This is a genomic window from Tissierella sp., from assembly GCF_052089545.1.
GTDB lineage: Bacteria > Bacillota > Clostridia > Tissierellales > Tissierellaceae > Tissierella_A.
Genome location: NZ_JBQDAA010000002.1, coordinates 11,642 through 34,821 on the forward strand (window position 1 = coordinate 11,642; position 23,180 = coordinate 34,821).

Below are 23,180 nucleotides of genomic sequence, written 5' to 3' on the forward strand. Positions count from 1 at the left end.
GACAACTGAAAAAGCATGGAATTTGTCATCCTGAGTAAAACGAAGGATCTTAAATCTATTGAAAACACGAGATTCCTCACTAGGTTCAGAATGACACAATAGAAAGTTTTATCTTTTTCTAGGGCTCTCTAAATTATCATGATAAATCTGAGCTTAGTTTATGGCAGAAATAATTAGAGAAATTAGTATTGACATTTATTTAGAATTGTTATACAATTCTAAATAATTAAATAATCATTGGTAGAGGAGCACTTTACAAATAGTAGTATCTGATTGAAGACCTTCGCAAGGTTATGTTAGATATAAAAGGTGTAGGTGCCGAAGGCGATTAAGGCGTAAAATCGTACTGGCGAGGCGAAATAAGATTCGTTTTGTTGTTGCATTATTTGCAAAGAGCTATCCTATTAAATAATAAGTTTAAAACTTATTATTTAAAAAGATAGACTTTGGTCTATCTTTTTTTTTAGCTTTTTACCATCTATTTAAAAATTATAAGGAGAGATTGATATGAAAAATACAATTTTTAAAGGAGCAGCTACGGCTATTGTTACCCCATTTAATAAAGATGGTATTGATTATGAAAGTTTTTCTAAACTTGTTGAATGGCAAATAGAAGAAGGTATAAATGCTATAGTTGTATGCGGTACAACTGGTGAGGGTTCAACACTATCAGATGAAGAGCATAAGAGTGCTATTAAATTTGTAGTTGATAAGGTAAATAAAAGAGTGCCTGTTATAGCAGGTACTGGAAGTAACGATATTGCATATGCAATAGAACTTACAAAATTTGCATGTCAAGCAGGCGCTGATGCAATGCTTGTCGTTACACCATACTACAATAAGGCAACTCAGAATGGTCTTATTGAAGTATTTACAAAGATTGCAGATGAAAGTACAAAACCTATTATTTTATATAATGTTCCATCTAGAACTGGTGTCAATATAGAGCCAAAAACTTGTCAAGCGTTAGCAGAACACCCAAATATAGTTGGAATCAAAGAAGCAAGTGGAGATATTTCTCAAATAGCTAAAATCGCTCAGCTTTGTGGAGATAAAATAGATATATATTCAGGAAATGATGATCAGATAGTTCCTATAATGTCTCTTGGAGGTACTGGCGTAATATCTGTATTATCAAATATTATGCCTAGGGAGACAGTTCAAATGTGTCATAAGTTTTTTTCAGGTGATGTAGGTGCAAGTCTTAGTATACAACTCAAGCTATTACCACTTATAAATTCATTGTTTTCTGAAGTCAATCCAATACCAGTAAAAGCTGCAGTATCATCTATTGGATTTGGTGAAAATTATTTAAGACTTCCTTTAACACCAATGGAAGATGCAAATAAGAAAAAAATGATAGATTTAATGTTAGAACAAGGGATTGAATTAAAGTAGGGGGTAAAGGGATGAAGGTAATTATCAATGGTTCAAATGGAAGAGTAGGGCAAGAAATAAAGCAACTATTATTAGAAGGGTATAGAAGTTCTCAATTAGCTGCAGCTGTAGATAGAAATAATACAAGATTTCCTAAATCTCTTCTATTTAAACGATTAGATGATTTTGAGGGTGAGGCTGACTGTATTATTGATTTTTCAAATCATTTGGGCACAAAGAACTTAAGTGAATATGCTCTTAGAAGGAAAATACCACTTGTAATAGCAACAACTGGGCAGACTGATGAAGAGTTAGATCTTATTAAAAAGGCTAGCAAAGATATTCCTATATTTTTATCAGCTAATATGTCTTTAGGAATTGCACTACTTTTAGAACTTGCTAAAATGACTGTAAAAATGATGCCTGATGCTGATATAGAAATAATAGAAAAACATCACAATAGAAAACTTGATTCACCAAGTGGAACGGCCCTTCTTATAGGGGATGAAATTAAGAAAGTAAGAAAAGAGGCAAAATATATTTTTGGTAGAAGTGGCAAAAAGAAGAGAGAAAAGGATGAAATCGGAATTCATGCCATACGTATGGGAAATATAGTGGGTGAACACGAAGTTATAGTAGCTACTGATACTCAGACAATAACATTGAAACATGAGGCCCATAGTAAAGCATTATTTGCTGAAGGTGCAATTGTTGCAGCGGAGTTTTTAATAGACCAAGAGGCTGGCTTATATGGGATGAAAGATTTAATAGTTTAGTTTTAGATAAAGGAAGTGATTATTAATGAGAATTGGAATTTTAGGATATGGAAATCTAGGAAAAGGTGTTGAATGTGCCATAAGGAACAATCCAGATATGGAGCTTGCGGGTGTGTTTACAAGAAGGAATCCTGAAAGTATAAAGATTCAAACAAAAGGTGTAAATGTTTATTCAGCTGATGACATGATAAAGATGAAAGACAATATAGATATTATGATTATTTGTTGTGGCAGTGCTACTGATTTACCAACTATGACCCCGGAGACGGCAAAACATTTTAATGTAATAGACAGTTACGATAAACACAAAAATATTCCACAACATTTTAAAAATGTAGATAAAGCTGCTAAGCAAGGAGATAATATAGCATTTATTTCAGTGGGTTGGGATCCAGGTATGTTTTCTTTAAATAGACTTTTTGAAAATGCAATATTAACTAATGGAAAAGATTATACATTTTGGGGAAAAGGTGTTAGCCAAGGTCATTCTGACGCTGTGAGGAGAGTTGATGGTGTATTAGATGCTAAACAATATACTATACCTATAGACTCTGCTTTAAACTCTGTAAGAAGTGGTGAAAATCCTGAACTTACAGCTTACACTTCCCATACTAGAGAATGCTTTGTAGTAGCTGAAGAAGGAGCTAACCTTGAAAAAATCGAAAAGGAAATCAAGACAATGCCGGCTTACTTTGAAGACTACGACACTAAGGTTAAGTTTATAACAAAAGCAGAATTAGATAGGGATCACGCAAATATTCCCCATGGGGGTTTTGTAATTAGAAGTGGTAAAACTGGTTGGAACAATGGAAACAATCAAATTATCGAATATCGTTTAAAACTTGATTCAAATCCAGAGTTTAATGCTTCTATTATACTTGCATATGCTAGAGCTGCACATAGAATGAGAAAGCGAGGCCTCACAGGATGCAAGACAGTCTTTGATGTTGCACCAGTTGATTTAATAGATATGAGTTCAGAGGAACTAAGAGCGAATATGCTTTAGAGGAGTTTTTTAAATGGAAATTAAAGTATTAAAATTTGGTGGAAGTTCACTTGCAGATAGCAATCAATTTAAAAAGGTTGCTGCTATAATAAAAAGCAAGGACTCTAGAAGATATATAATTGCTTCTGCACCTGGAAAAAGAGATAGTGGAGATCAAAAGATAACAGATCTTTTATATGAATCTTATATACTTTCACAAAAAAATGAGGATATAGATGAAATATTTAAAAAGATAGAAGATAGGTTTAATAGAATTATAGAAGAACTTGAATTAGATTTTTCCTTAAAGGATGAATTTAAAAAAATAAAATCATCTATTTACAATCACATTGGAATGGACTATATTTTGAGTCGAGGAGAATACTTAAATTCAATGATATTAGCAAAATATTTAGGATATGATTTTATTGATGCAGAAAAAAGAATCTTATTTTCAGAAGACGGGACACTTGACCGACAAAATACAGATTTAGTTTTAGGTGAACTTTTAAAAAAACATAAAAGAGCTGTGATTCCTGGATTTTATGGTTCCATGTCTGATGGGACTATTAAAACATTTTCTAGGGGTGGCTCAGACATAACAGGTTCTATTGTAGCGAGAGCTGTAGAGGCTGATGTATATGAAAACTGGACAGATGTCTCTGGCATGCTTATGGCAGATCCAAGATGTGTAGAAGAGCCAAAGGTAATTGATCTTATAACTTATAAAGAACTTAGGGAGTTGTCCTATATGGGTGCAACAATAATGCATGAAGAAGCTATTTTCCCTGTTAAACAATCTGGAATACCTATTAATATTAGAAATACAAATTTACCAGAAGATAAAGGTACGATGATAGTAGCTAAGGCTAGATCAGAAAATACTGATAGAATAATTACAGGAATAGCTGGGAGAACTGGATTTACTACAATCCATATTGAAAAGGATATGATGAATCAGGAAGTTGGTTTTGGAAGAAAGGTACTTAAAATCTTAGAAAATCATAGTATTCCCTTCGAACATATTCCAACTGGGATTGACACCATGTCTATTATTGTAAATTCAAACCTCATGGTAGATAATAAAGAAGTAATTAAAAATGAAATATGTAAAACTGTTAATCCAGATATCATTGACATAGAGGATGGGCTTGCTATGATAGCTGTTGTAGGCCGTGGTATGGTAGAGGAAAAAGGTACTGCAATGAAAGTGTTCTCTTCTATAAATAAGGCATCTATAAATGTCAAAATGATTGACCAAGGTTCAAGTGAAATAAATATAATTATAGGTGTAGATGAAAAGGATTATATTTTAGCACTTAGGACAATTTATTCAGAATTTGTAGAATAGGAGCTAAGAAAATAATAAATAATCAAAATGGCAAGGCCTACATTCCTTGCCATTTTGATTATTTATATAAAGATATTATCTATTTAATTTTAGCTATCTTTTCAATAGACTTCATAAGTTTTTCAAACTTTTCAGGCTTTAGTGACTGAGCTCCATCACACATAGCAACTTCTGGCTCGTGATGTACCTCTATCATAAGCCCATCTGCCCCACAAGCTATAGCTGCTTTTGAAAGTGGCTCTATCATAGACCATCTTCCTGTGGCGTGACTTGGATCAACTATAACAGGTAGATGACTTAATTCCTTAATAGCTGGAACTGCGCTTAAATCTAAGGTGTTTCTAGTGTAGGTTTCAAATGTACGAATACCTCTTTCACAAAGAATAATTTGTTCATTACCTTTAGACATAATATATTCTGCTGACATAAGTAGCTCTTCAATAGTTGCAGACATTCCTCTTTTTAGTAAGATAGGTTTATTACTTTTCCCTGCTCTTTTTAATAGGGCAAAATTTTGCATATTTCTAGCTCCTATTTGTAATATATCTGCATATTTTTCTACTGTATCAAAATTCACCTCATCCATAACTTCTGTAATTATAGGAAGACCAGTCATTTCTTTTGCTTTTTTTAGAAGCTTTAAACCATCTTCTCCCATGCCTTGGAAACTATATGGTGAAGTTCTAGGCTTAAAAGCTCCACCCCTTATTATACTAGCACCAGATGCTTTAACAGTCTTGGCAATAGTCATAAGTTGGTCTTCACTTTCAATAGCGCACGGACCTGCTATAACAGCAGGATTTCCCCCGCCTATTTTAACACCATCTACTTCTATAACAGTATCCTCAGGGTGAAAGTTTCGTCCCGCAAGCTTAAATGGATGATTAACAATAAGTACATCTTGGACATTAATATTTGCTTTTATTTGATTGGGATTTATTTTACTAGTATCTCCTACCAATCCTAAAATACAGTAATCTTTCCCTTGTACTTTGTGAACTTCACATCCTAAACTTGTCATCTTATCCGAAATTTTTCCTATAACCTTTTCTGTAGCATCTTTTTTCATAACTATAACCATGATACTAGCCTCCTTTTATTTTAAAACAATGATAAATCAATAAAAAAAGGTAGCCTCTTATCTAAGAGACTACCTTAATAATTTAAAATAGATAGTAATAAATTATACCATTAGGTATGATTTACTATTAAAATTTCTTAGAAAGATTTTTTTATAATCACTATTTTTGTATGCAAAATAACCGTAGCTAAAAAAGTAGAAGCTAAAGTTAAAATAATAGTTATTAAATTTAAAAATCTCTTTAAAATTCATCATAGCAAATCACCTTTCATTAAATTAATTAATATAAGTATTCCAAAGTTTTCCTAAACTTTATTAGTTTAAAGTATAGATCAATAAAACTTAATTGTCAAGTTAAATATTTAAAAATATTTTATATTTTTGTATTAGTGTGAAAATTAAAAATATCTTGACAATCTTTTAAATATTGTATAATGTCTTATTAAATAATAGTAAAGTAAGGAGATAAGATTCTATGGATAAGGTATTTATAGATTTAGATAAGGATAGTTATTATATACATATTAAAAAAGGACTATTAAACTATGTAGATGATTATATAGGAAATACAGATAAAATAATTATAATAATAGATCAAAATGTAGATAAATTATATGGAAAAACATTAAGAGAAAGTTTAAAAGGAGTAGAAGTTTATAAGTATGTAATAGAGGCAGGAGAAAGAAGTAAAAGTTTTTTAACCATCCAAAAGATTCTTTCTAAAATGCTAGATTTAAACTTTACTAGAAGGTCTAAAATACTCGCTTTAGGTGGTGGTGTAGTAGGAGATATTGCAGGTTTTGCTGCTTCAATCTATATGAGGGGTATATCCTTTTTACAATTACCAACTACACTACTTGCACAGGTAGATAGCAGTGTAGGAGGGAAAACTGGTATAAACCTTCCAAATGGAAAAAATATGGTTGGAAGCTTTTATCAACCAGATGTAGTTTTAATAGATACTCATACACTTAAAAGCTTACCTAAAAGAGAGATAATAAGTGGACTTGGTGAAATTATAAAATATGGTCTTATATGGGATTATGAATTTTTAAACTACATTGAAGCTTCTATAAATGATATATTAGATCTCAAAGAAGAAACTATACAATATATTATAGGTAAATGTTGTAAAATAAAAGCTGAAATTGTATCAAAAGATGAAAAGGAACTAGGACTTAGGATAATTTTAATCTATGGTCACACTATAGGACATGCCTTAGAAACAGCAAGTAATTATAAAAGATATACCCATGGCGAAGCTGTTTTAATAGGAATGTATTACGAAGGGCTTATGGCAGAAAAACTTGGTCTAATAGATAAAGACTATCTTTTGAAGATTAAAGAAATTATTACATCCCTGGACATAGACTTAGATATAAGTAAATATTCTAAAGAAAGCTTACTAGATAATATGATGCGGGATAAGAAAAATAAAGATGGGAAAATATCATTTATTCTTCCAAATGGAAAGGGAAGGGTAGAAGAGCTACTTTTAGATAGAGGTGAAGTTAATTGGTAAATTATATAAAAGAAAAAAACAATATAGCACTTGTTGGCTTTATGGCTACTGGCAAAACTACTACAGGAAAAGAGCTAGCAAATAGTTTAGGAATGAAACTTATAGATATAGATAAGTTTATAGAAGAAAAAATGGATATGAATATAGCAGAGATATTTTCAAAGTATGGTCAAGCACATTTTAGAAAGATAGAAAAAGAAGCAATAGAAGAAATTACTAAATTGCAAGATACAATTATATCATGTGGTGGTGGAGTTTGTTTGGATCCTCAAAATATAGTAAATATAAAAGAAAAGTGTACAGTAGTACTTTTAGAAGCAAATCCAGATATTATTTTAGATAGAACAAAGAGCGATAAAAATAGACCCTTGCTAAAAAGTACTAGTAAGGAAATAAAAGAATTAATGGAAGCAAGAAGAGATTCCTATCATAAATCAGCGGATATAGTAATAGATACAAGTGGAAAAAGTGTTTCTAGTGTTAGAGATGAAATTATAAAAAAGATAAATTCATAAATTAGACAATAAACATGGAATTGTAGTATCGTATACTATAGAAAAGCTTTATTTATTTAAAGTGTTGAAAGACTCTGAAAGAGTCTTTTTTCTAAATGAAACTAGGAGGAATATGTCGTGGATATAGATTTTAATATAAAGGATTTAAATATAACAATTGTGGGATTAGGCCTTATGGGAGGATCTTTTGCTAAGGCTTTAAAACCATTAAAACCTAAAAATGTATGGGCAATTGATATAGATGGTGATGCATTAGGAGAGGGTGTTAAACTTTCCATTATTGATAGGGGATATTTAAATCCTAAACAACCATTACAAGATTCAGATATAGTTATAATCTGTTTATATCCAACTTTAGTTAAGCCATTTATAGAAGCTAATAAAGATAATTTTAAAAAGGGTTCTATAATAACTGATGTAACAGGAGTAAAAATTGGAATGATGAATGATATAAACAGTGTAATTCCAAAAGATATAGATTTTGTATTTGGTCATCCAATGGCCGGAAGAGAAAAGAAGGGATTAGAATATTCATCAGCCCAAGTCTTCCAAGGAGCAAATTATATAATAACACCTAATCAAAGAAATAAGATTGAAAACATAGAAACTATAAAATGGATAGCTAAAAATGTAGGATTTAAAAAGGTTATAGAACTATCACCCCAAAAACATGATGAAGTTATAGCTTTTACAAGTCAACTTCCACATGTTTTGGCAGTAGCACTAGTAAACAGTGATGATTTAGGGATAGATACAGGTTCAGTAGTTGGAGATAGTTATAGAGAACTTACAAGAATAGCTCAAATAAATAGTGAGCTTTGGACTGAGCTTTTTATTGAAAATAAGGTAAATTTAATCCAAAAAATTGAAATACTTCAAGAAAATATTGAAAAAATTAAAAATAGTATTTTAGAAGAGGATGTAGAATCATTAAAAGAAGAATTTGAAGAATCAAGTAGTAGAAGAAAAAACCTTTAGGAGATGATAAAATGGCTAAATATGTAAAAATAAAACCTAGTAAACTTAAAGGATCTTTAAAAATTCCCTCGTCAAAAAGTCTTTGCCATAGAGCCGTTATATCGGCTTCACTTAGTAAAGAAACCAGCAATCTAGAAAATATAATGTTTTCAGATGATATAATAGCAACAACTGAAGCTATGAGACGTCTTGGGAGCAAGATAGAAAAGGTAGGAGAAGATGGATTAAAAGTAAAGGGAAGTTTTCCAATGTCTTTAAATGGAGAAGCTATAGACTGTAAAGAGTCAGGTTCAACACTTAGATTTTTAATCCCAATATCAATTTTAAGTGATACAAATGTTACTTTTACAGGTCAAGGTAAACTTGTAAGTAGGCCACTAGATTCTTATTATAAAATATTTGATAAACAAGGGATAAAATATAAAACAAATAATAAAAAACTGCCACTACAAATAGAAGGTCAGCTTAAATCTGGTGAGTTTGAAATAAAAGGAGATATAAGTTCTCAATTTATAAGTGGACTTCTTTTTAGCCTTCCCCTTCTAGATGGAGATTCTAAAATAAATATAATAGGAGAACTAGAGTCTAAAGGATATGTTGATTTAACAATAGATGTTTTAGAAGAATTTGGAATAGAAATAGTAAATAAAAATTATAAGGAATTTATTATTAAAGGATGCCAAAAATACAAGGCAAGGGATCATAAGGTTGAGGGAGACTTTTCACAGGCGGCTTTTTGGTTAGTTGGAGGAATACTTGGTCAAGAGATAGAGTCTAGGGATTTAAATCCAGATTCACTACAAGGAGATAAGGCTATAGTAGATTTAATAAGAGAAATGAATGGAGATTTATCTTTAGATAAAGACTCCTTCATAACTAAAGAGTCAAGTACAAAAGGAATAAGAGTAGATGTATCAGAATTTCCTGATATAGTTCCAGTACTTACAGTACTTGCAGCCTTAAGTGAAGGTGAAACTAAAATAGTAAATGCAGCGAGGCTTAGAATAAAAGAATCAGATAGATTAAAGGCTATATCTACTGAATTAAATAAGCTTGGAGGGGATGTAAAAGAAGTAGGAGATTCCCTTGTAATACAGGGCAAAAAAAGCTTAAAAGGTGGAGAGGTAGATAGCTGGAATGATCACAGGATAGCTATGGCTTTAGCTATTGCAAGTATAAAATGTAGGGAAGAAGTTACCATCACAAACAGTGACTCTGTAAATAAATCATACCCTCATTTTTGGGAAGACTTTAAAAGTTTAGGAGGTCAAATAGATGAGTTCGATATGGGGTAATAATATAAAACTTTCATTATTTGGAGAATCTCATGGAGCAGCCATAGGTATAAATATAGATGGGATCCCCCCGGGAACTATTTTAGATTTAGAAAATATAAAACTTGAAATGAAAAGAAGGGCTCCGGGAACAAACAATCTGACTACTAGTAGGGTTGAAAAAGATGAATTCCAAATATTAAGTGGATATTTTAATGGAAAGACAACAGGTACGCCTCTTTGTATGATAATGAAAAATACAAATACTAGATCAAGAGATTATGATAAAACAAAAGATCTTATGAGACCTGGGCATGCTGATTTTACAGGTATCAAACGATATTTAGGACACAATGACTACCGAGGTGGAGGACATTTTTCAGGCAGAATGACAGCGCCTATTTGTTTTGCAGGTGCTATAGCAAAACAAATTTTAAAATCTAAAAATATAATAGTAGGAAGTCATATAAAAAGTATTGGAGATGTAGAGGATAGTTCCTTTGATAAGACAGAGATAGCTGTTTCTACTTTAGAAGATTTAAAATATAAAAAAACTCCAACAATTAGGGAGGAAAAAGCTCTTCAAATGGAAGAATTAATATTAAAGATTAAAAATGATAATGATTCTATTGGAGGAGTTGTAGAACTAGCAGTTGTAAATATAGATTCAGGTATAGGTAGTCCATTTTTTGACTCTATAGAAAGCAAAATCTCACAAATTATTTTTTCTATTCCTGGAGTAAAAGGAATAGAATTTGGTCAAGGCTTTGATATATCTAAGATGAAAGGCTCCCAGGCAAATGATGAGCTATACATCAAAGATGAAAAAATAAAATCTTACACAAACAATAATGGTGGAGTACTTGGAGGTATTTCAAATGGTATGCCTATAGTATTTAAAGTAGCTCTTAAACCAACGCCGTCTATAGGTAAAAAACAGAGAACTATAGATATTAAAGAAAAAGAAAATACAGAAATAGAAATAGTAGGTAGGCACGATCCTTGTATAGTTATTAGGGCTTTACCCGTATTAGAAGCAGCAACAGCATTAGCTATATTAGACTTAGTTTTGGAGATGAATATATAATGAATTTAGAAAAGCTTAGAATAGAAATAGATAAATTAGACAAAGAAATGGTAGAATTATTTGAAAAAAGAATGGATATTGTATCTAAAGTTTCAGACTATAAACTAAAGAACAATCTTCCAGTTTTAAATAGTTTAAGAGAAACTGAAGTTATAGAAAAAAATATAAAGTATTTAAAAAACGATGAGTTAAGTCCTTATTTAAAAACATTTTATAAGGAACTTATGGATATAAGTAAAAATTATCAAAAGACAAAAATAAAAAAAGCTCAAGATATAAATGTTTGTTTCCAAGGAACCTTAGGTTCATATAGTGAAGAAGCTCTATATGAGTTTTTTGGAGGAAATGTAAAGAGGCATTCAGTAAAAGAATTTGAAGATGTATTTGAAAAACTAAAAGATGATAAGAGTATGGACTATGGGGTTTTGCCAATTGAAAACTCTTCTACAGGAGCCATAACTGAGGTTTATGATCTTTTAAGAAAGCATGGTTTGTTTATAGTTGGTAATATGACCTTAAAGATAAACCACAATCTTATGGCTATAAAAGATGCAAGTCTTTCAGATATAGATACAGTATATTCCCACCCACAAGCATTAAAACAGTGTAGTAAATTTTTAAAAGAAAAGGGATTTGAACTTATACCTTCTAAAAATACTGCTGTAAGTGCAGAGCTTGTAAGAGAAAAGGGAGTCAAAAACATAGCTGCAATAGGAAGTAAAAGAGCAGCAGATTTAAATGATTTAAAGATTATAGAAAGTGATATAAATGATGACGATAATAACTATACAAGGTTTATAATCATAGGAAAAAAATTAGAAGCCCATATTTCTAATGATGCTATAAGTATAGTATTTTCAAGCCCAAATAGGTCAGGTGCTTTATATGATAGTCTAGGGATATTTAAGAAAAACAATTTAAATATGACAAGAATAGAATCAAGGCCTATAGTAGGAAAACCTTGGGAATACTTTTTTTATATAGATTTAGAAGGGGATATAGATAACATCCATGTAAAAGATGCTATAGATTATATTGAAAAAAATAGCAATTACTTTAAATTACTTGGAAGCTATAAAAGAGAGCTTTAAAGGAAAAAGAAATATTGAGGTGAAAACATGAAGGAAATAAATGGAAAAACAGGTCTTATATGTTTGCTAGGTAGCCCTGTAGAACACAGTAAATCACCATATATGCACAATCTTTCTTTTAAAAGCTTAGGACTTGATTATGCATATATGGCCTTTGATATTGAAAAGGAAAAGGTAAAAGAAGCAGTAAATGCTATGAAAGTTTTGGATGTAAGAGGATTTAATATAACTATGCCCCATAAAGAAATAGTAATGAAATACTTAGATGAGATAAAAGAAGATGCAAAACTTATAGGTTCAGTAAATACTGTATTAAATAAAAAGGGTAAACTTATAGGACATAATACAGATGGAAAAGGACTTATAAAAGCTTTAAAAAAAAGAGATGTAGAATATAAAGATAAAAAAATAATAATAATGGGAGCAGGAGGAGCTGCAAAAGCTGTAGCTATTGAATTAGCACTTAAAGGTGCAAAGGAGATAGTTATAGTAAATAGAAGTTTAGAAAATGCACAAAAGATAAGTAGCACTATAAATAAAAATATAAAGACAAGTAAAGCTAGATCTTTATTATTAGATGAAAATATAGTAAAAGAAGAACTAGAAGAAGGAAGTATTTTAATAAATGCAACTTCTATTGGTATGGGAGAGACTATAGGTAAAAGTATAATAAATGATAGCCATATATTGCATGACCACTTATTTGTAGTAGATCTGATATATAATCCAGTAGAAACAAAGTTTTTATCCCTTGCTAAAGAAAAGGGATGTAAAACTATGAACGGTTTAGATATGCTTATATACCAAGGTGCACTAGCCTTTAAGATATGGACAGGAAAAGATATGCCCCTAGAAGTTATAAAAAGAGTTGAAAAGAGGACTTTATTTGAATAAATTAAAAATAAAAGATTTAATAATAGGAGAGGGAAGACCTAAGATTGCTGTGTCTATAACTGGAAAAACTAAAGAGGAGATAGTAGATATAGCAAAAAATATAGATAAGGAAAAAGTTGATTTAGTTGAATGGAGAGTAGATTTTTTTAAGGATGTCTGGGATATAAGAAAGATCTTGGAGAGTTTAAAGTCTATAAAAGAAATACTACTAGATACTCCACTTATATTTACATTTAGAAGTAAAAAAGAAGGCGGAGAAAAAACAATACCTATAGACTATTATATAGAAATGAATAAGGCTGTATCAAAGTCCCATTTGCCAGACTTAATAGATATAGAAGTTTTTTCAGATCCTAAAAAGATAAAGGACTTGATAGAGGCTATTCAAAAAGAAAATATTTTTGTGATAGGTTCAAATCATAACTTTTTAAAAACACCGTCAGAAAAAGAGATGATAAATATACTAAAATCTATAGAAAAACTAGATGTAGATATTTTAAAGCTTGCAGTTATGGCAAATACTCCAGGAGATGTTTTGAAACTTTTAAATATAACAAATGAAATAAAAGAAGATATAGAAAAACCCCTAATAACTATGAGTATGGGTAAAGTTGGAACTATAAGTAGAATATCAGGTGAAGTATTTGGATCTACTGTAACATTTGGATCTTTAGATAAAGTTTCAGCTCCAGGACAGCTTTCTTTAGATAAACTCTATGATACATTAAAGATAATAAAATAGACATAGTATTGGTATAGAAAAAATAAGATTTAAAATATGATATGCTCCTTATGGTAGACGGTTTATATAATAAAACCTGATATCATGGAGGAGCCTTTTTATTTGCTTAAATAGAATTATATAAAAAGGGTATAATTAAACTATTGTTCAATACGAAAATTATATGAAAAGGAAAGATTTTATGACAAATTTTTTGATAAAACTTGCTACAAAGGATATAAAAGATCCTAAAGAAAAGAGACAAAGAATAGGTTATATGGCAAGTATAGTCAGTATAATTATAAATATTATACTATCTGTATTGAAACTTACAATAGGACTTATCATATCTTCAATAAGTGTTATAGGGGATGGATTTAACAATGTAACAGATACACTTTCTTCAATTATAACACTTATAGGTTTTAAAGTTGCTCATCTGCCGCCTGACAAAGAACATCCATATGGTCATGGAAGAGTTGAATATATAACAGGTCTTATAGTATCATTTTTAGTTATGCTTGTAGGATTTCAATTTATAATATCTTCTTTTAAAGAAATATTAAATCCTACTAGGGTAAAATTTGAACTGGGTCTATTTACACTTTTAATATTATCCATTATTTTCAAGGTATGGTTAAGTTACTTTAATAAAAAGCTTAGCGAAAAAATAAATTCTACAAGTCTAAAAGCTGTAGCTATAGATTCACTAGGAGATGTACTTACAACTAGTGTAGTAGTTTTGTCTTTACTATTTGGAAGATTTACTTCTATTCCTATAGATGGATATATGGGTGTTGTAGTTGCCCTTTTAATTATATATAACGGGTACAATATAATAAAAGAAACAGTAAGTCCACTTATAGGTGAAGCGCCTTCTATAGAACTCATAAGGGGCATAGAAGGAGATGTTTTATCATATAAATATATAAGTGGTGTACATGATCTTCATATACATTCTTATGGAGAAAACAAAAGGATAGCAGTTATAGATGCAGAGTTTTCTGCCCAGCTTGATATAGTAAAGGTCTATGGAGAGATAGTAAAAGCCGAAAGAGAAATAGGAGAAAAATATGGTTTAAATTTAGTTATTCATATGGATCCCCTAGATAAGGAATCTGATGCTAGATACAATACAAGAAAAAAAGTGCAAAAAACATTAAAAGAATATGAATTTTATAAATCAATGCATGATTTCGATATAAGAAAAGAAGATGGAAGGAATATTATAGAATTTGATATGGTTATATATGGGCAAAGGCTTAAAAAGAGTGATAAAAGAGAAGATATAAGAAGGGAAATAGAAAAATCTTTAAAAGAAAAGTTTCCAAAATATAATTTCCATATAACATTAGATATAGAATATCATTAAATATTTAATTTATTTGTTAGGTAATTTTAGCATATAGATTGTTTTAAGATGTCACTTATGATACAGTTATATAATATAAATAAAGACTAGGTGATAAAAAATGAATTGGTTAAGAAAATTTATGTATGGAAGATATGGTGTAGACCAACTAAGTATGACATTGATTGTAATTTCCCTGTTATTGTCTCTATTTGCACCTCTACTTAAACTACCTCCTATAATTTTTCTTATAATCCTTGTTATAGCTTATGTTAGAGTGTTTTCAAAAAACACAAGAAAAAGGTACATGGAAAATCAAAAGTTTCTGGAGATTTTCAAACCTGTAACAAGTAGATTTAATAAGTTAAAGAAGAGAATAAAGGGTAGGAAAAAATTTAAATATTTTCGTTGTAAACGATGTAAACAAGAAATTAAAGTTCCAAAGGGAAAAGGTAAAATAAGGGTAACATGTCCAAATTGTGGAGAAAAAATTATTAAAAAAACATAAAAAACATAAAAGAGATTAAAAGTTATTTTAACTTTTAATCTCTTTTTTAATCTCTTAAATTGCCCAATTTCCATCTTTAAATAGTTCTATAGTTTCACCATCAAGAGTTCTTGCTACTATCTTTGTATCTTTATCTCCTACCATAAAATCTACATGGGTTAAACTATTGTTAACATTGTGAGCATCTAGTTCTTCATCGTTCATATTTTCACCATAAGATATATTTGTTGGATAAGCCTTGCCAAAAGCAAAATGACAAGAAGCATTTTCATCAAAGAGTGTGTTCATAAAAATAATATTTGAATTTGAAATAGGTGAATCAAAAGGCACAAGGGCTACCTCTCCAAGACGATTGGCACCTTCATCTATATCAAATAAGTCTTTTAAAACATCTTTTCCAACTTTAGCATGATAATCTACTACTTTTCCATCTTTAAATTCAACTTTAAACTCATCTATAAGTTTTCCTCCATAATTAAGGGGCTTAGTACTATAAACTACTCCATCGACACCATATTTATGCGGCATAGTATAAACTTCTTCAGTTGGCATGTTAGGTGCAAAAGGGACTCCATCTTGAGTTATAGCACCGCCTCCTGCCCAAATATGACCTAGTGGAAGTTTTACTTTTAAATCGGTTCCATTTAAAGAAGTATAGTGTAAACTTTCTATATCTTTACTGTTTAAAAAGTCTACCTTTTCTTTTAAATTGTTCATATGGTCCTTCCAAGCTTGTATAGGATCATCTTCATAGATACGAGTAGCATTAAAAATAGCGTCCCAAAGTTTTTCAACTGACTCTTCTTCCTCTAGTTCGGGAAATACAGACTTTGCCCAGGCTTTACTTGCTATAGAAACAACAAGCCATGGGTTTATATCATTCATTGTATAGTTTCTATACTCTTTTAAAGCTAAGGAAGCAGATTTGTTGGCAGCAGCTATCTTTTTTGGATCCATTTCTTTTAAAAGCTGGGGATCGTCACTGGATATAGAAATAAATCCAGCACCACGTTTTGCAAAATCTTCTAAGCTATCAGCTTTCCACTCGGGATAGTTTTGGAATACTTCCATTGGAGAGTTTTTATACTTTAACTTTGTAAGTTCTTCATCCTTCCAATTGACATGGACTTGACTTGCACCAAGTTCATAGGCATTTTGAGCTAAAAGTCTTACAAATTTCAAACCTTCTATAGGGGCATTTATAACTAAGGGTTGCCCTTTCTTTATATTTATTCCTACTTTTACACAAAGCTTTGCATACTTATCTAATAAGCTTTTTAAATCTTCCACTTAAATCACTCCTCATTAGTAATTATACCTATTATCTTATAAAAATTACATAAATTATAAAAAGAAATAAGATAATATTAAAACAATCTTAAAAAGGCAAGTATTATTAAAATTATTCCCGATAGCCAAGATAGATTAAATCGGATTTCCTTAGATAGTCTTTCGCCTATTTTTAGACCAGAAAATATAGAAAAGAACCCTGCTAAAAATGCAAAAAACATTATCTTTAAATAATTCATATTGGAAAGCCCACTCCCAAAACCTATAGTAAGTGAATCTAAAGATAGGGCAATAGCTAAATAAATTGCTTCTTTATAATCTAAAATTTTAGACTTATCCTTATCAGCCTTTGTTCCATCTATATAAATATTTATCATAAATCTTATATCAGCAAACTTTACTTCTATCTCACCTTTTGAATCTTTTTTAGATTCCAAATAAAACTTAATAAGTCCTTCAAATAAATAATATACCCCTAAAAGACTTAAAATAATAAAACTAATCATAGAAGTCATCCCCATAGGGAGAAATTTTTGAGCTTCTTTTCCTAAAAATATGGAAAGACCTAAAAAAGATGAGCTTATTAAATTTATAATCAAGATAGAAGAAAAAGGAATCTTTATTTTCTTGATACCATAATGTATACTAGCAACAAAAGAATCTATACTTACAGCTAAAACAAGTAAAGCTATTTCCATAAAATCACCTCTTATGCTTTTATAAATATAATATTCAAATAGATACAATTTGTTCAGATAAGCATATATATAATAGTTTAGATAAGATATAATAAAGTAAAGGAGGTTTTTATTTGACATACCTTGTAAAGCAAAAGCTATTTTCATTCGGAGCTAGCTATAATAAGTAAAGATTTTTTATTAGAGCTTGTAATAGTTATAGATCAAATATTTCATGATAATAAAAATAGTAATAGTTAATAAAAAGGATAAAAACTAGGAGTGAAACTATGATTTTAATGTTAACAGCCGATGAAAATTGGAATATAGGACTAAAGGGAAAAATGCTTATAGATTTAAAAGAGGATTTAAAGAGATTTAAGAAAAAAACAATGGGCAATATAATAATAATGGGAAGAAATACACTGGAAGCAGTGCCTGGACAAAAAGCACTTCCAGGAAGAATAAATATGGTTATGACACGAAATAAAGATTTTAAAAAAGAAGGAATAACCCCAGTAAATTCAATAAAAGACCTTTTTGAAACTTTAGAAGAAATAAATAGTGATGGAAAGAAAGAGGTATTTGTAATAGGAGGAGAAAGTATAGTAAAGCAACTCTTAAAATATTGTGATAAGGCCTATATTACTAAAATATTAAAAGATTTTAAAGATCATGATACTTCTATTCCTAGTTTGGACAAGGATGATGATTGGTTTATTGTAAAAGAAGGTCATATAATAGAACAAGAAGGTGTAAAATATAAGTATGTAGAATATAAAAGGAAAAAGGACAAAGGACAATATTTAAATACTTATAAATTTAATAATAAAATTTAAAGATTACAATATATAAAAGCTAAGGAGGAGATCTTATAGACGTTAAAAAAGAAATAAAAAAAGGATTTATTACATCCCTTCCAATATTATTAGGCTATCTTCCCATAGCTATATCATTTGGTTTACTATCAAAAAATGCAGGACTAACACTTAGAGATACATTCTTTATGAGTTTTTTTGTCTATGCTGGAGCTAGTCAATTTATGGCAGTAGATCTAATAGTTCAAGGGCTTACTACTAGCAGTATAATCCTAGCAACATTTCTACTAAATTTAAGACATTTTATGATGAGTGCTTCTTTGAGCCTTAGTTTTAAAAACATAGATAAAAAATATATGCCACTTTTAGCATTTGGAATCACAGATGAAACCTTTTCTCTTGCAAGCTTTAATAAGGAAAAGTTAAGCCTACCCTTTACCCTTACCATATTTATAGCAGCACACGGGATGTGGTGGACAGGCTCTATACTTGGATATTTGGTAGGAGAAATACTACCAAAATCTTTACAGTCAAGTTTAAGTATAGGTCTTTATGCAATGTTTGCGGGACTATTATTTAGTCAAGTAAAAGGGGATAAAAAGATTTTAATTTTAAGCCTTATATCAATGGGAATATATTATCTTATATATAAATTTGAAATAATAGGCTCAGGCTGGGATATAATTCTTGGGATTATACTATCTTCCTTAGTTGGAAGTTTTATTTTTAAAAATAGAGGTGAAAAGATATGAACTATATAATATTAATATTTGGTATGGCACTAGTCACATATCTGCCAAGACTTATACCTCTTATGGTACTTAAAAAGAGTGAGACAAATAAAAATATAAAACTGTTTTTAACCTTTATTCCATATACATCTCTTAGTATACTTATTATAAGAGGAATCCTAACGTCAGCTAGTGATATGAAAATACCAACCATAATAGGAATACTAACAGCAAGTTTTATAGCATATATACAAAACAATCTTATATTTTCTGTAATGGGAGGTATAATAGCTGCATTTATAAGTATAAACCTTCTAGGCCTTTAAATATGAAAGGAGCATATATGAAAACTATCGAGGGAAATTTTCAATACTTTAAAGATGATTTGATCAGAGAGCTATTTAATTCTTTAGATGTAGGAGTTCATATATTGGACTCAAATGGAATTACAGTACTTTACAATAGTAAATGTGAAGAAATAGAAGGAATAGATGAAGCTTGGATAGTTGGAAGTGATATGAAGATGCTTGTACATGATGGAGTATATTCAGAATCAGTAGGACTTGAAGCTATAAAAAAAGAAGAAAAAGTATCAAAAGCACAAGAAGTAAATGATAGATATATATACTCTACAGCAGTACCTATTTTTAAAGATAAGGAACTTATAAACATTGTTGTAAGTGTAGTAGATATTACAAGCATGGAAAACTTTAAAGAAAAGCTTATAGAACTTGAAGAAATTAATACAAAAATTCAAAGAGAACTAGAAGAGTTTAAAACCATAGAAGAACAAAAGGGAACCCTTATAGCCCAAAGCAAGGTTATGGAAGATATAAAACTTTTAGCCCTTAGAATTTCAAATGTAGATACCAATATTTTGATAGAAGGAGAGTCCGGGGTTGGTAAAGGTGTACTAAGTAAGTTCATTCATGATAATAGCAGTAGAAGGGAAGGACCCTTTATAAAAATAGACTGTGGATCCCTAGCTCCTAGTCTTATAGAAAGTGAACTTTTTGGATATGAAAAAGGCTCATTCACAGGAGCTAGAAAACAAGGTAAAAAAGGTCTTATAGAATCATCACAAGGAGGCACACTCTTTTTAGATTAAATAGGAGAACTACCATTAAATTTACAGGTAAAGCTCTTAGAAGTGATTCAAGAGAAAAAATTTAAAAGAGTAGGCGGAAATGAAAAAATAGATATAGATACAAGAATAATAGCAGCCACAAATAAAAATTTGTCTATTATGATAGATGAGAAAAGGTTTAGAATGGATCTTTATTATAGATTAAAAGTAATATATATAAAAATACCACCACTAAGAGAAAGAAAAGAAGATATAATAGCTTTTATAAATATTTTTGTAGAAAGATTTAATAAAAAATATAAGCTCAAAAAGGTTATTTCATCTGATGCTATGAAAATGCTTTTAAATCATGACTGGCCTGGAAATGTAAGAGAAATAGAAAACGAGATTGAAAGGCTTATGGTAACAACTCCTTCTGATCTCATAAAATATAGGGATGTACTAGATGAGTCTATGAAAAACACTATAGGACCCAATATGAAGTTAGATAAGAAGTTTAGGGAAAATGTCTTAGAATATGAAAAAGCCCTTTTAATAGATTATATAAAAAAAAGTTCAGATATACATGATTTAAGTGATAAAACTGGACTTGAAGACAGTACTCTTAGAAAAAAGGCTAAGAGATTAAATGTTATTTTAGAGTTTTAAGGAAATTTTTCTCGAGGAGAGGAAAAAATTCTTCTAACAAGCTATGGCAAAGATAAGGGTACTATATAAAAGATAATAGGTTTAACTGAGGAAAAAATTCCTAGTTAAGCCTATTATCTTTTTTTATTTAAAAGTTTAAATCTATTATAAATGGGGTGTAAGCATTGTATATACTATATTTATAATAAAAAATATAAATATATAGACTTGGCACAATATTTGCAATATTCATATATAAATGTTAAAACTTTGAAAAAATATATAGGAGGGTTCAAAATGGAGAAAAAATATATACTTGCAGTTCCAAACTTTAGTAATGGAAGAGATAAAGATGTAGTTGAAAAGATAGCAGATACTATTAGGGATAGAGAAGGAGTAAAGCTTGTATCAGCTGAGCCAGAACATGATTTTAATAGAACTGTACTTACAATTATAGGAGAGCCAAAGCCTCTTAAAGAAGCACTACTAGATATGGCTGCTAAGTCTTATGAGTTAATAGACATGCAAGAACAAAAAGGAACACATCCAAGGATTGGAGCTCAAGATACGATTCCACTATTTCCCCTTTCAAACACAAGCTTGGAAGAATGTATAAAACTTGCAGACGAAATAGGAGAAGAACTATATGAAAAACATGGTGTACCTATATTTTTCTCAGGAGAAAATGCAAGAACTGAAGATAAAAAAAGTATTAGCTTTATAAGAAAAGGTCAATACGAAGGGTTAAAAGCTCTTTTAGAAGATAAGGAAGATGAAAGTCGTGAATCTAGACAACCAGACTTATCAAAGGATGGAAAACTAGATCCCAAACTTGGAGCAACTATTGTATCAGCAGATTTAGAAGGACTAACAACTTACAATGTTTTTCTAGCTACTGAAGATATTTTCATAGCTAAAAAGATAGCAAAGACTCTTAGAGGTCCAAGTGGAGGTTTTTCTACAGTTAGATCAGTTGGTATAAAATTCCCTGAAAGGGAAGGTGTAGTAGTATCTATGAATATGTTTAACTGTGCAAAAACTCCTCTTTATAGAACTTTTGAAATGGTAAAGCTAGAAGCTCAAAAGTATGGAGTAGCGGTAACTGGGTCAGAACTTGTAGGACCTGTAAAACTAGACTATTTACTTAATAATTTAGAACAATATTTGGGACTTCAAGGACTCAAAAAGGAACAAATACTAGAATATCATTTAATGGGGTAATCTAAGATAATAAAATAAAGTGATTATTCTTAAAGACAATAATCACTTTATTTTTCCTCTTAAAAATATAAAAGAGAAGGTGAAAACATGGAAAAGATAAATTTAAGTAAAAATAGGGATTATGACTTAAATACCTTAGATCTAAATGAACCTCATGTACTCGATAGCCTAGAGCTTAACAAAAGTGATAATACCAAATTTGGCCTTATATCACTCCTATTATCGCTTATAGCAATATTTGTATTCTTTGTCCCAATAAATGGTAATATACCCTTTGGTACTCTTTACCAAGGAGCTATAGAAATTGTACAAAATTTACTTGTCATAAATGGTCAGCCAGTAGGTGCACTTCTTGTATGTACTATCATATTAGTAGGGACTGGTATAACTAGTGTTATAGGAAAATATTTTGCTCCAAAGGGTAGTAAAATACATGATTATTATAAGGCGGATTCAATAATCCATCCAATCTTATATATGCTTGGTGGAATATTTATACTCTTATATTTTTTAAACGAAATAGGGGTTTACGCTGCCCCTGATATGATAGTTGGACCTTCTACTGGTGAAATGGTTATTCCAGGGGTTGTTATAGGAGTAGCTTTTATAATTCCGGTTGGTGCTATATTTATTCCATTTTTAACAGATTTTGGATTAATAGACTTTTTAGGAGTATTACTTGAACCTCTTATGAGACCATTATTTAGAACACCTGGTAAAAGTGCAGTAGATGCAACAGCATCCTTTGTAGGGTCTACTACAATGGGGATTATAATAACAAGTAGAATGTATAAAACTAAAATGTACACAGAAAGAGAATCAGCTATTATATGTAGTTGTTTTAGTGCAGTTTCAGTAGGATATGCCTATCTTGTTATGGATACAGCAGGAATAAAAGACTACTTTGTAGTTACCTATGCAGTATCATTTTTAATAACATTTATACTAGCAGGTATTATGTCTAGAGTATATCCCTTAAATAAAAAACGAGATGTATATATAGATGAAAGTCCCCAAAGTGAAGAAGATAGAAAACCATTAATTTCAGGTAGACAAGGTGGGATGATAAAAACAGGAGCACATAGAGCAACTGTTAGAGCCTATACTTCTGGAAGTTTGTTTAAAAGAGTAGTGTCATCTGTAATAGATGCATTTCCAGTACTTCCTAAGGTTATAACCCTACTTTGTTCTATAGGTATACTTGGAATGATAGCAGCA

At 30.2% G+C, this 23,180-nt stretch carries 23 protein-coding genes, 1 pseudogene and 1 riboswitch; of the genes and pseudogenes, 21 read left to right on the forward strand and 3 right to left on the reverse strand.

Going from position 1 to position 23,180, the window contains the following annotated elements:
- Positions 1–233: 233 nt before the first annotated feature.
- Positions 234–407: riboswitch (Lysine riboswitch) on the forward strand.
- Between the two features lie 100 nt (positions 408–507).
- Genes dapA through ACTHW2_RS00390 form a run of 4 tightly spaced genes read left to right on the forward strand, consistent with a single transcriptional unit; the run spans position 508 to position 4,489 of the window.
- Positions 508–1,398: a 4-hydroxy-tetrahydrodipicolinate synthase gene (dapA, locus tag ACTHW2_RS00375; protein WP_442261730.1), complete on the forward strand. Its 891-nt coding sequence runs from the start codon at positions 508–510 to the stop codon at positions 1,396–1,398.
- An 11-nt stretch (positions 1,399–1,409) separates the two neighbouring features.
- Positions 1,410–2,153: a 4-hydroxy-tetrahydrodipicolinate reductase gene (gene dapB / locus ACTHW2_RS00380; protein ID WP_442261731.1), complete on the forward strand. Its 744-nt coding sequence runs from the start codon at positions 1,410–1,412 to the stop codon at positions 2,151–2,153.
- A gap of 25 nt (positions 2,154–2,178) precedes the next feature.
- Positions 2,179–3,159, forward strand: a complete 981-nt coding sequence (locus ACTHW2_RS00385) for a diaminopimelate dehydrogenase (protein WP_442261732.1) — start codon at positions 2,179–2,181, stop codon at positions 3,157–3,159.
- A 13-nt stretch (positions 3,160–3,172) separates the two neighbouring features.
- Positions 3,173–4,489: an aspartate kinase gene (locus ACTHW2_RS00390; RefSeq protein ID WP_442261733.1), complete on the forward strand. Its 1,317-nt coding sequence runs from the start codon at positions 3,173–3,175 to the stop codon at positions 4,487–4,489.
- A 79-nt stretch (positions 4,490–4,568) separates the two neighbouring features.
- Here the strand turns inward: ACTHW2_RS00390 and aroF are convergent, their stop codons facing one another.
- Positions 4,569–5,570: a 3-deoxy-7-phosphoheptulonate synthase gene (gene aroF, locus ACTHW2_RS00395; protein WP_442261734.1), complete on the reverse strand. Its 1,002-nt coding sequence runs from the start codon at positions 5,568–5,570 to the stop codon at positions 4,569–4,571.
- Between the two features lie 475 nt (positions 5,571–6,045).
- Here aroF and aroB point away from each other — a divergent pair, with 475 nt between their 5' ends.
- The 10 genes from aroB to ACTHW2_RS00445 all read left to right on the forward strand — a co-directional run bounded on the left by aroB (position 6,046) and on the right by ACTHW2_RS00445 (position 15,511).
- The gene (gene aroB / locus ACTHW2_RS00400; RefSeq protein ID WP_442261735.1) at positions 6,046–7,092 is read left to right on the forward strand and encodes a 3-dehydroquinate synthase; all 1,047 of its coding nucleotides are present in this window, start codon (positions 6,046–6,048) and stop codon (positions 7,090–7,092) included.
- Positions 7,086–7,607: a shikimate kinase gene (locus ACTHW2_RS00405; protein WP_442261736.1), complete on the forward strand. Its 522-nt coding sequence runs from the start codon at positions 7,086–7,088 to the stop codon at positions 7,605–7,607. The genes aroB and ACTHW2_RS00405 overlap by 7 nt, the downstream gene beginning before the upstream one ends.
- Before the next feature lie 117 nt (positions 7,608–7,724).
- Entirely contained in the window at positions 7,725–8,585 is an 861-nt protein-coding gene (locus tag ACTHW2_RS00410) for a prephenate dehydrogenase (protein ID WP_442261737.1), read from the forward strand.
- 11 nt (positions 8,586–8,596) lie between these two features.
- On the forward strand, positions 8,597–9,880 hold the full coding sequence (gene aroA / locus ACTHW2_RS00415; protein WP_442261738.1) for a 3-phosphoshikimate 1-carboxyvinyltransferase: 1,284 nt from the start codon (positions 8,597–8,599) through the stop codon (positions 9,878–9,880).
- Positions 9,861–10,946, forward strand: a complete 1,086-nt coding sequence (gene aroC / locus ACTHW2_RS00420) for a chorismate synthase (RefSeq protein WP_442261739.1) — start codon at positions 9,861–9,863, stop codon at positions 10,944–10,946. The genes aroA and aroC overlap by 20 nt, the downstream gene beginning before the upstream one ends.
- A complete protein-coding gene (pheA, locus tag ACTHW2_RS00425; RefSeq protein ID WP_442261740.1) occupies positions 10,946–12,037 on the forward strand; it encodes a prephenate dehydratase in 1,092 nt (363 codons plus the stop codon). Before aroC ends, pheA begins: the two co-directional genes overlap by 1 nt.
- Before the next feature lie 27 nt (positions 12,038–12,064).
- Positions 12,065–12,931, forward strand: coding sequence for a shikimate dehydrogenase (locus ACTHW2_RS00430; RefSeq protein WP_442261741.1), 867 nt, complete (start codon positions 12,065–12,067; stop codon positions 12,929–12,931).
- Positions 12,924–13,673, forward strand: coding sequence for a type I 3-dehydroquinate dehydratase (gene aroD, locus ACTHW2_RS00435; protein WP_442261742.1), 750 nt, complete (start codon positions 12,924–12,926; stop codon positions 13,671–13,673). The genes ACTHW2_RS00430 and aroD overlap by 8 nt, the downstream gene beginning before the upstream one ends.
- 181 nt (positions 13,674–13,854) lie before the next feature.
- The gene (locus ACTHW2_RS00440; protein WP_442261743.1) at positions 13,855–15,024 is read left to right on the forward strand and encodes a cation diffusion facilitator family transporter; all 1,170 of its coding nucleotides are present in this window, start codon (positions 13,855–13,857) and stop codon (positions 15,022–15,024) included.
- Between the two features lie 100 nt (positions 15,025–15,124).
- A complete protein-coding gene (locus ACTHW2_RS00445) occupies positions 15,125–15,511 on the forward strand; it encodes a hypothetical protein (protein ID WP_442261744.1) in 387 nt (128 codons plus the stop codon).
- Between the two features lie 54 nt (positions 15,512–15,565).
- On the opposite strand, the gene ACTHW2_RS00450 is transcribed toward ACTHW2_RS00445, so the two are convergent.
- Both ACTHW2_RS00450 and ytaF read right to left on the reverse strand, forming a co-directional pair.
- Positions 15,566–16,801, reverse strand: coding sequence for an aminopeptidase (locus ACTHW2_RS00450; protein ID WP_442261745.1), 1,236 nt, complete (start codon positions 16,799–16,801; stop codon positions 15,566–15,568).
- Positions 16,802–16,878: 77 nt separating this feature from the next.
- Positions 16,879–17,499 (reverse strand): sporulation membrane protein YtaF, encoded by a 621-nt coding sequence (gene ytaF, locus ACTHW2_RS00455; RefSeq protein ID WP_442261746.1) that lies wholly within the window; start codon positions 17,497–17,499, stop codon positions 16,879–16,881.
- Positions 17,500–17,768: 269 nt separating this feature from the next.
- Here ytaF and ACTHW2_RS00460 point away from each other — a divergent pair, with 269 nt between their 5' ends.
- From ACTHW2_RS00460 to ACTHW2_RS00490, 7 genes and pseudogenes are all read left to right on the forward strand, one after another.
- The gene (locus tag ACTHW2_RS00460) at positions 17,769–18,317 is read left to right on the forward strand and encodes a dihydrofolate reductase (protein ID WP_442261747.1); all 549 of its coding nucleotides are present in this window, start codon (positions 17,769–17,771) and stop codon (positions 18,315–18,317) included.
- An 83-nt stretch (positions 18,318–18,400) separates the two neighbouring features.
- Positions 18,401–19,048 carry an AzlC family ABC transporter permease gene (locus tag ACTHW2_RS00465; RefSeq protein ID WP_442261782.1) on the forward strand — a complete coding sequence of 216 codons (648 nt, stop codon included), beginning with the start codon at positions 18,401–18,403 and terminating at the stop codon, positions 19,046–19,048.
- Positions 19,045–19,353: an AzlD domain-containing protein gene (locus ACTHW2_RS00470; protein WP_442261748.1), complete on the forward strand. Its 309-nt coding sequence runs from the start codon at positions 19,045–19,047 to the stop codon at positions 19,351–19,353. The genes ACTHW2_RS00465 and ACTHW2_RS00470 overlap by 4 nt, the downstream gene beginning before the upstream one ends.
- Positions 19,354–19,370: 17 nt before the next feature.
- Positions 19,371–20,321 (forward strand): annotated as a pseudogene (locus ACTHW2_RS00475) (sigma 54-interacting transcriptional regulator); the annotation flags it as partial.
- On the forward strand, positions 20,298–20,762 hold the full coding sequence (locus ACTHW2_RS00480; protein WP_442261783.1) for a hypothetical protein: 465 nt from the start codon (positions 20,298–20,300) through the stop codon (positions 20,760–20,762). The pseudogene ACTHW2_RS00475 and the gene ACTHW2_RS00480, both read left to right, overlap by 24 nt.
- 276 nt (positions 20,763–21,038) lie before the next feature.
- Complete coding sequence (ftcD, locus tag ACTHW2_RS00485; RefSeq protein ID WP_442261749.1) at positions 21,039–21,962, forward strand: glutamate formimidoyltransferase; 924 nt, start codon at positions 21,039–21,041, stop codon at positions 21,960–21,962.
- A gap of 87 nt (positions 21,963–22,049) precedes the next feature.
- The coding region (locus tag ACTHW2_RS00490) for a YjiH family protein (protein ID WP_442261750.1) at positions 22,050–23,180 on the forward strand (1,131 nt) is incomplete at its 3' end.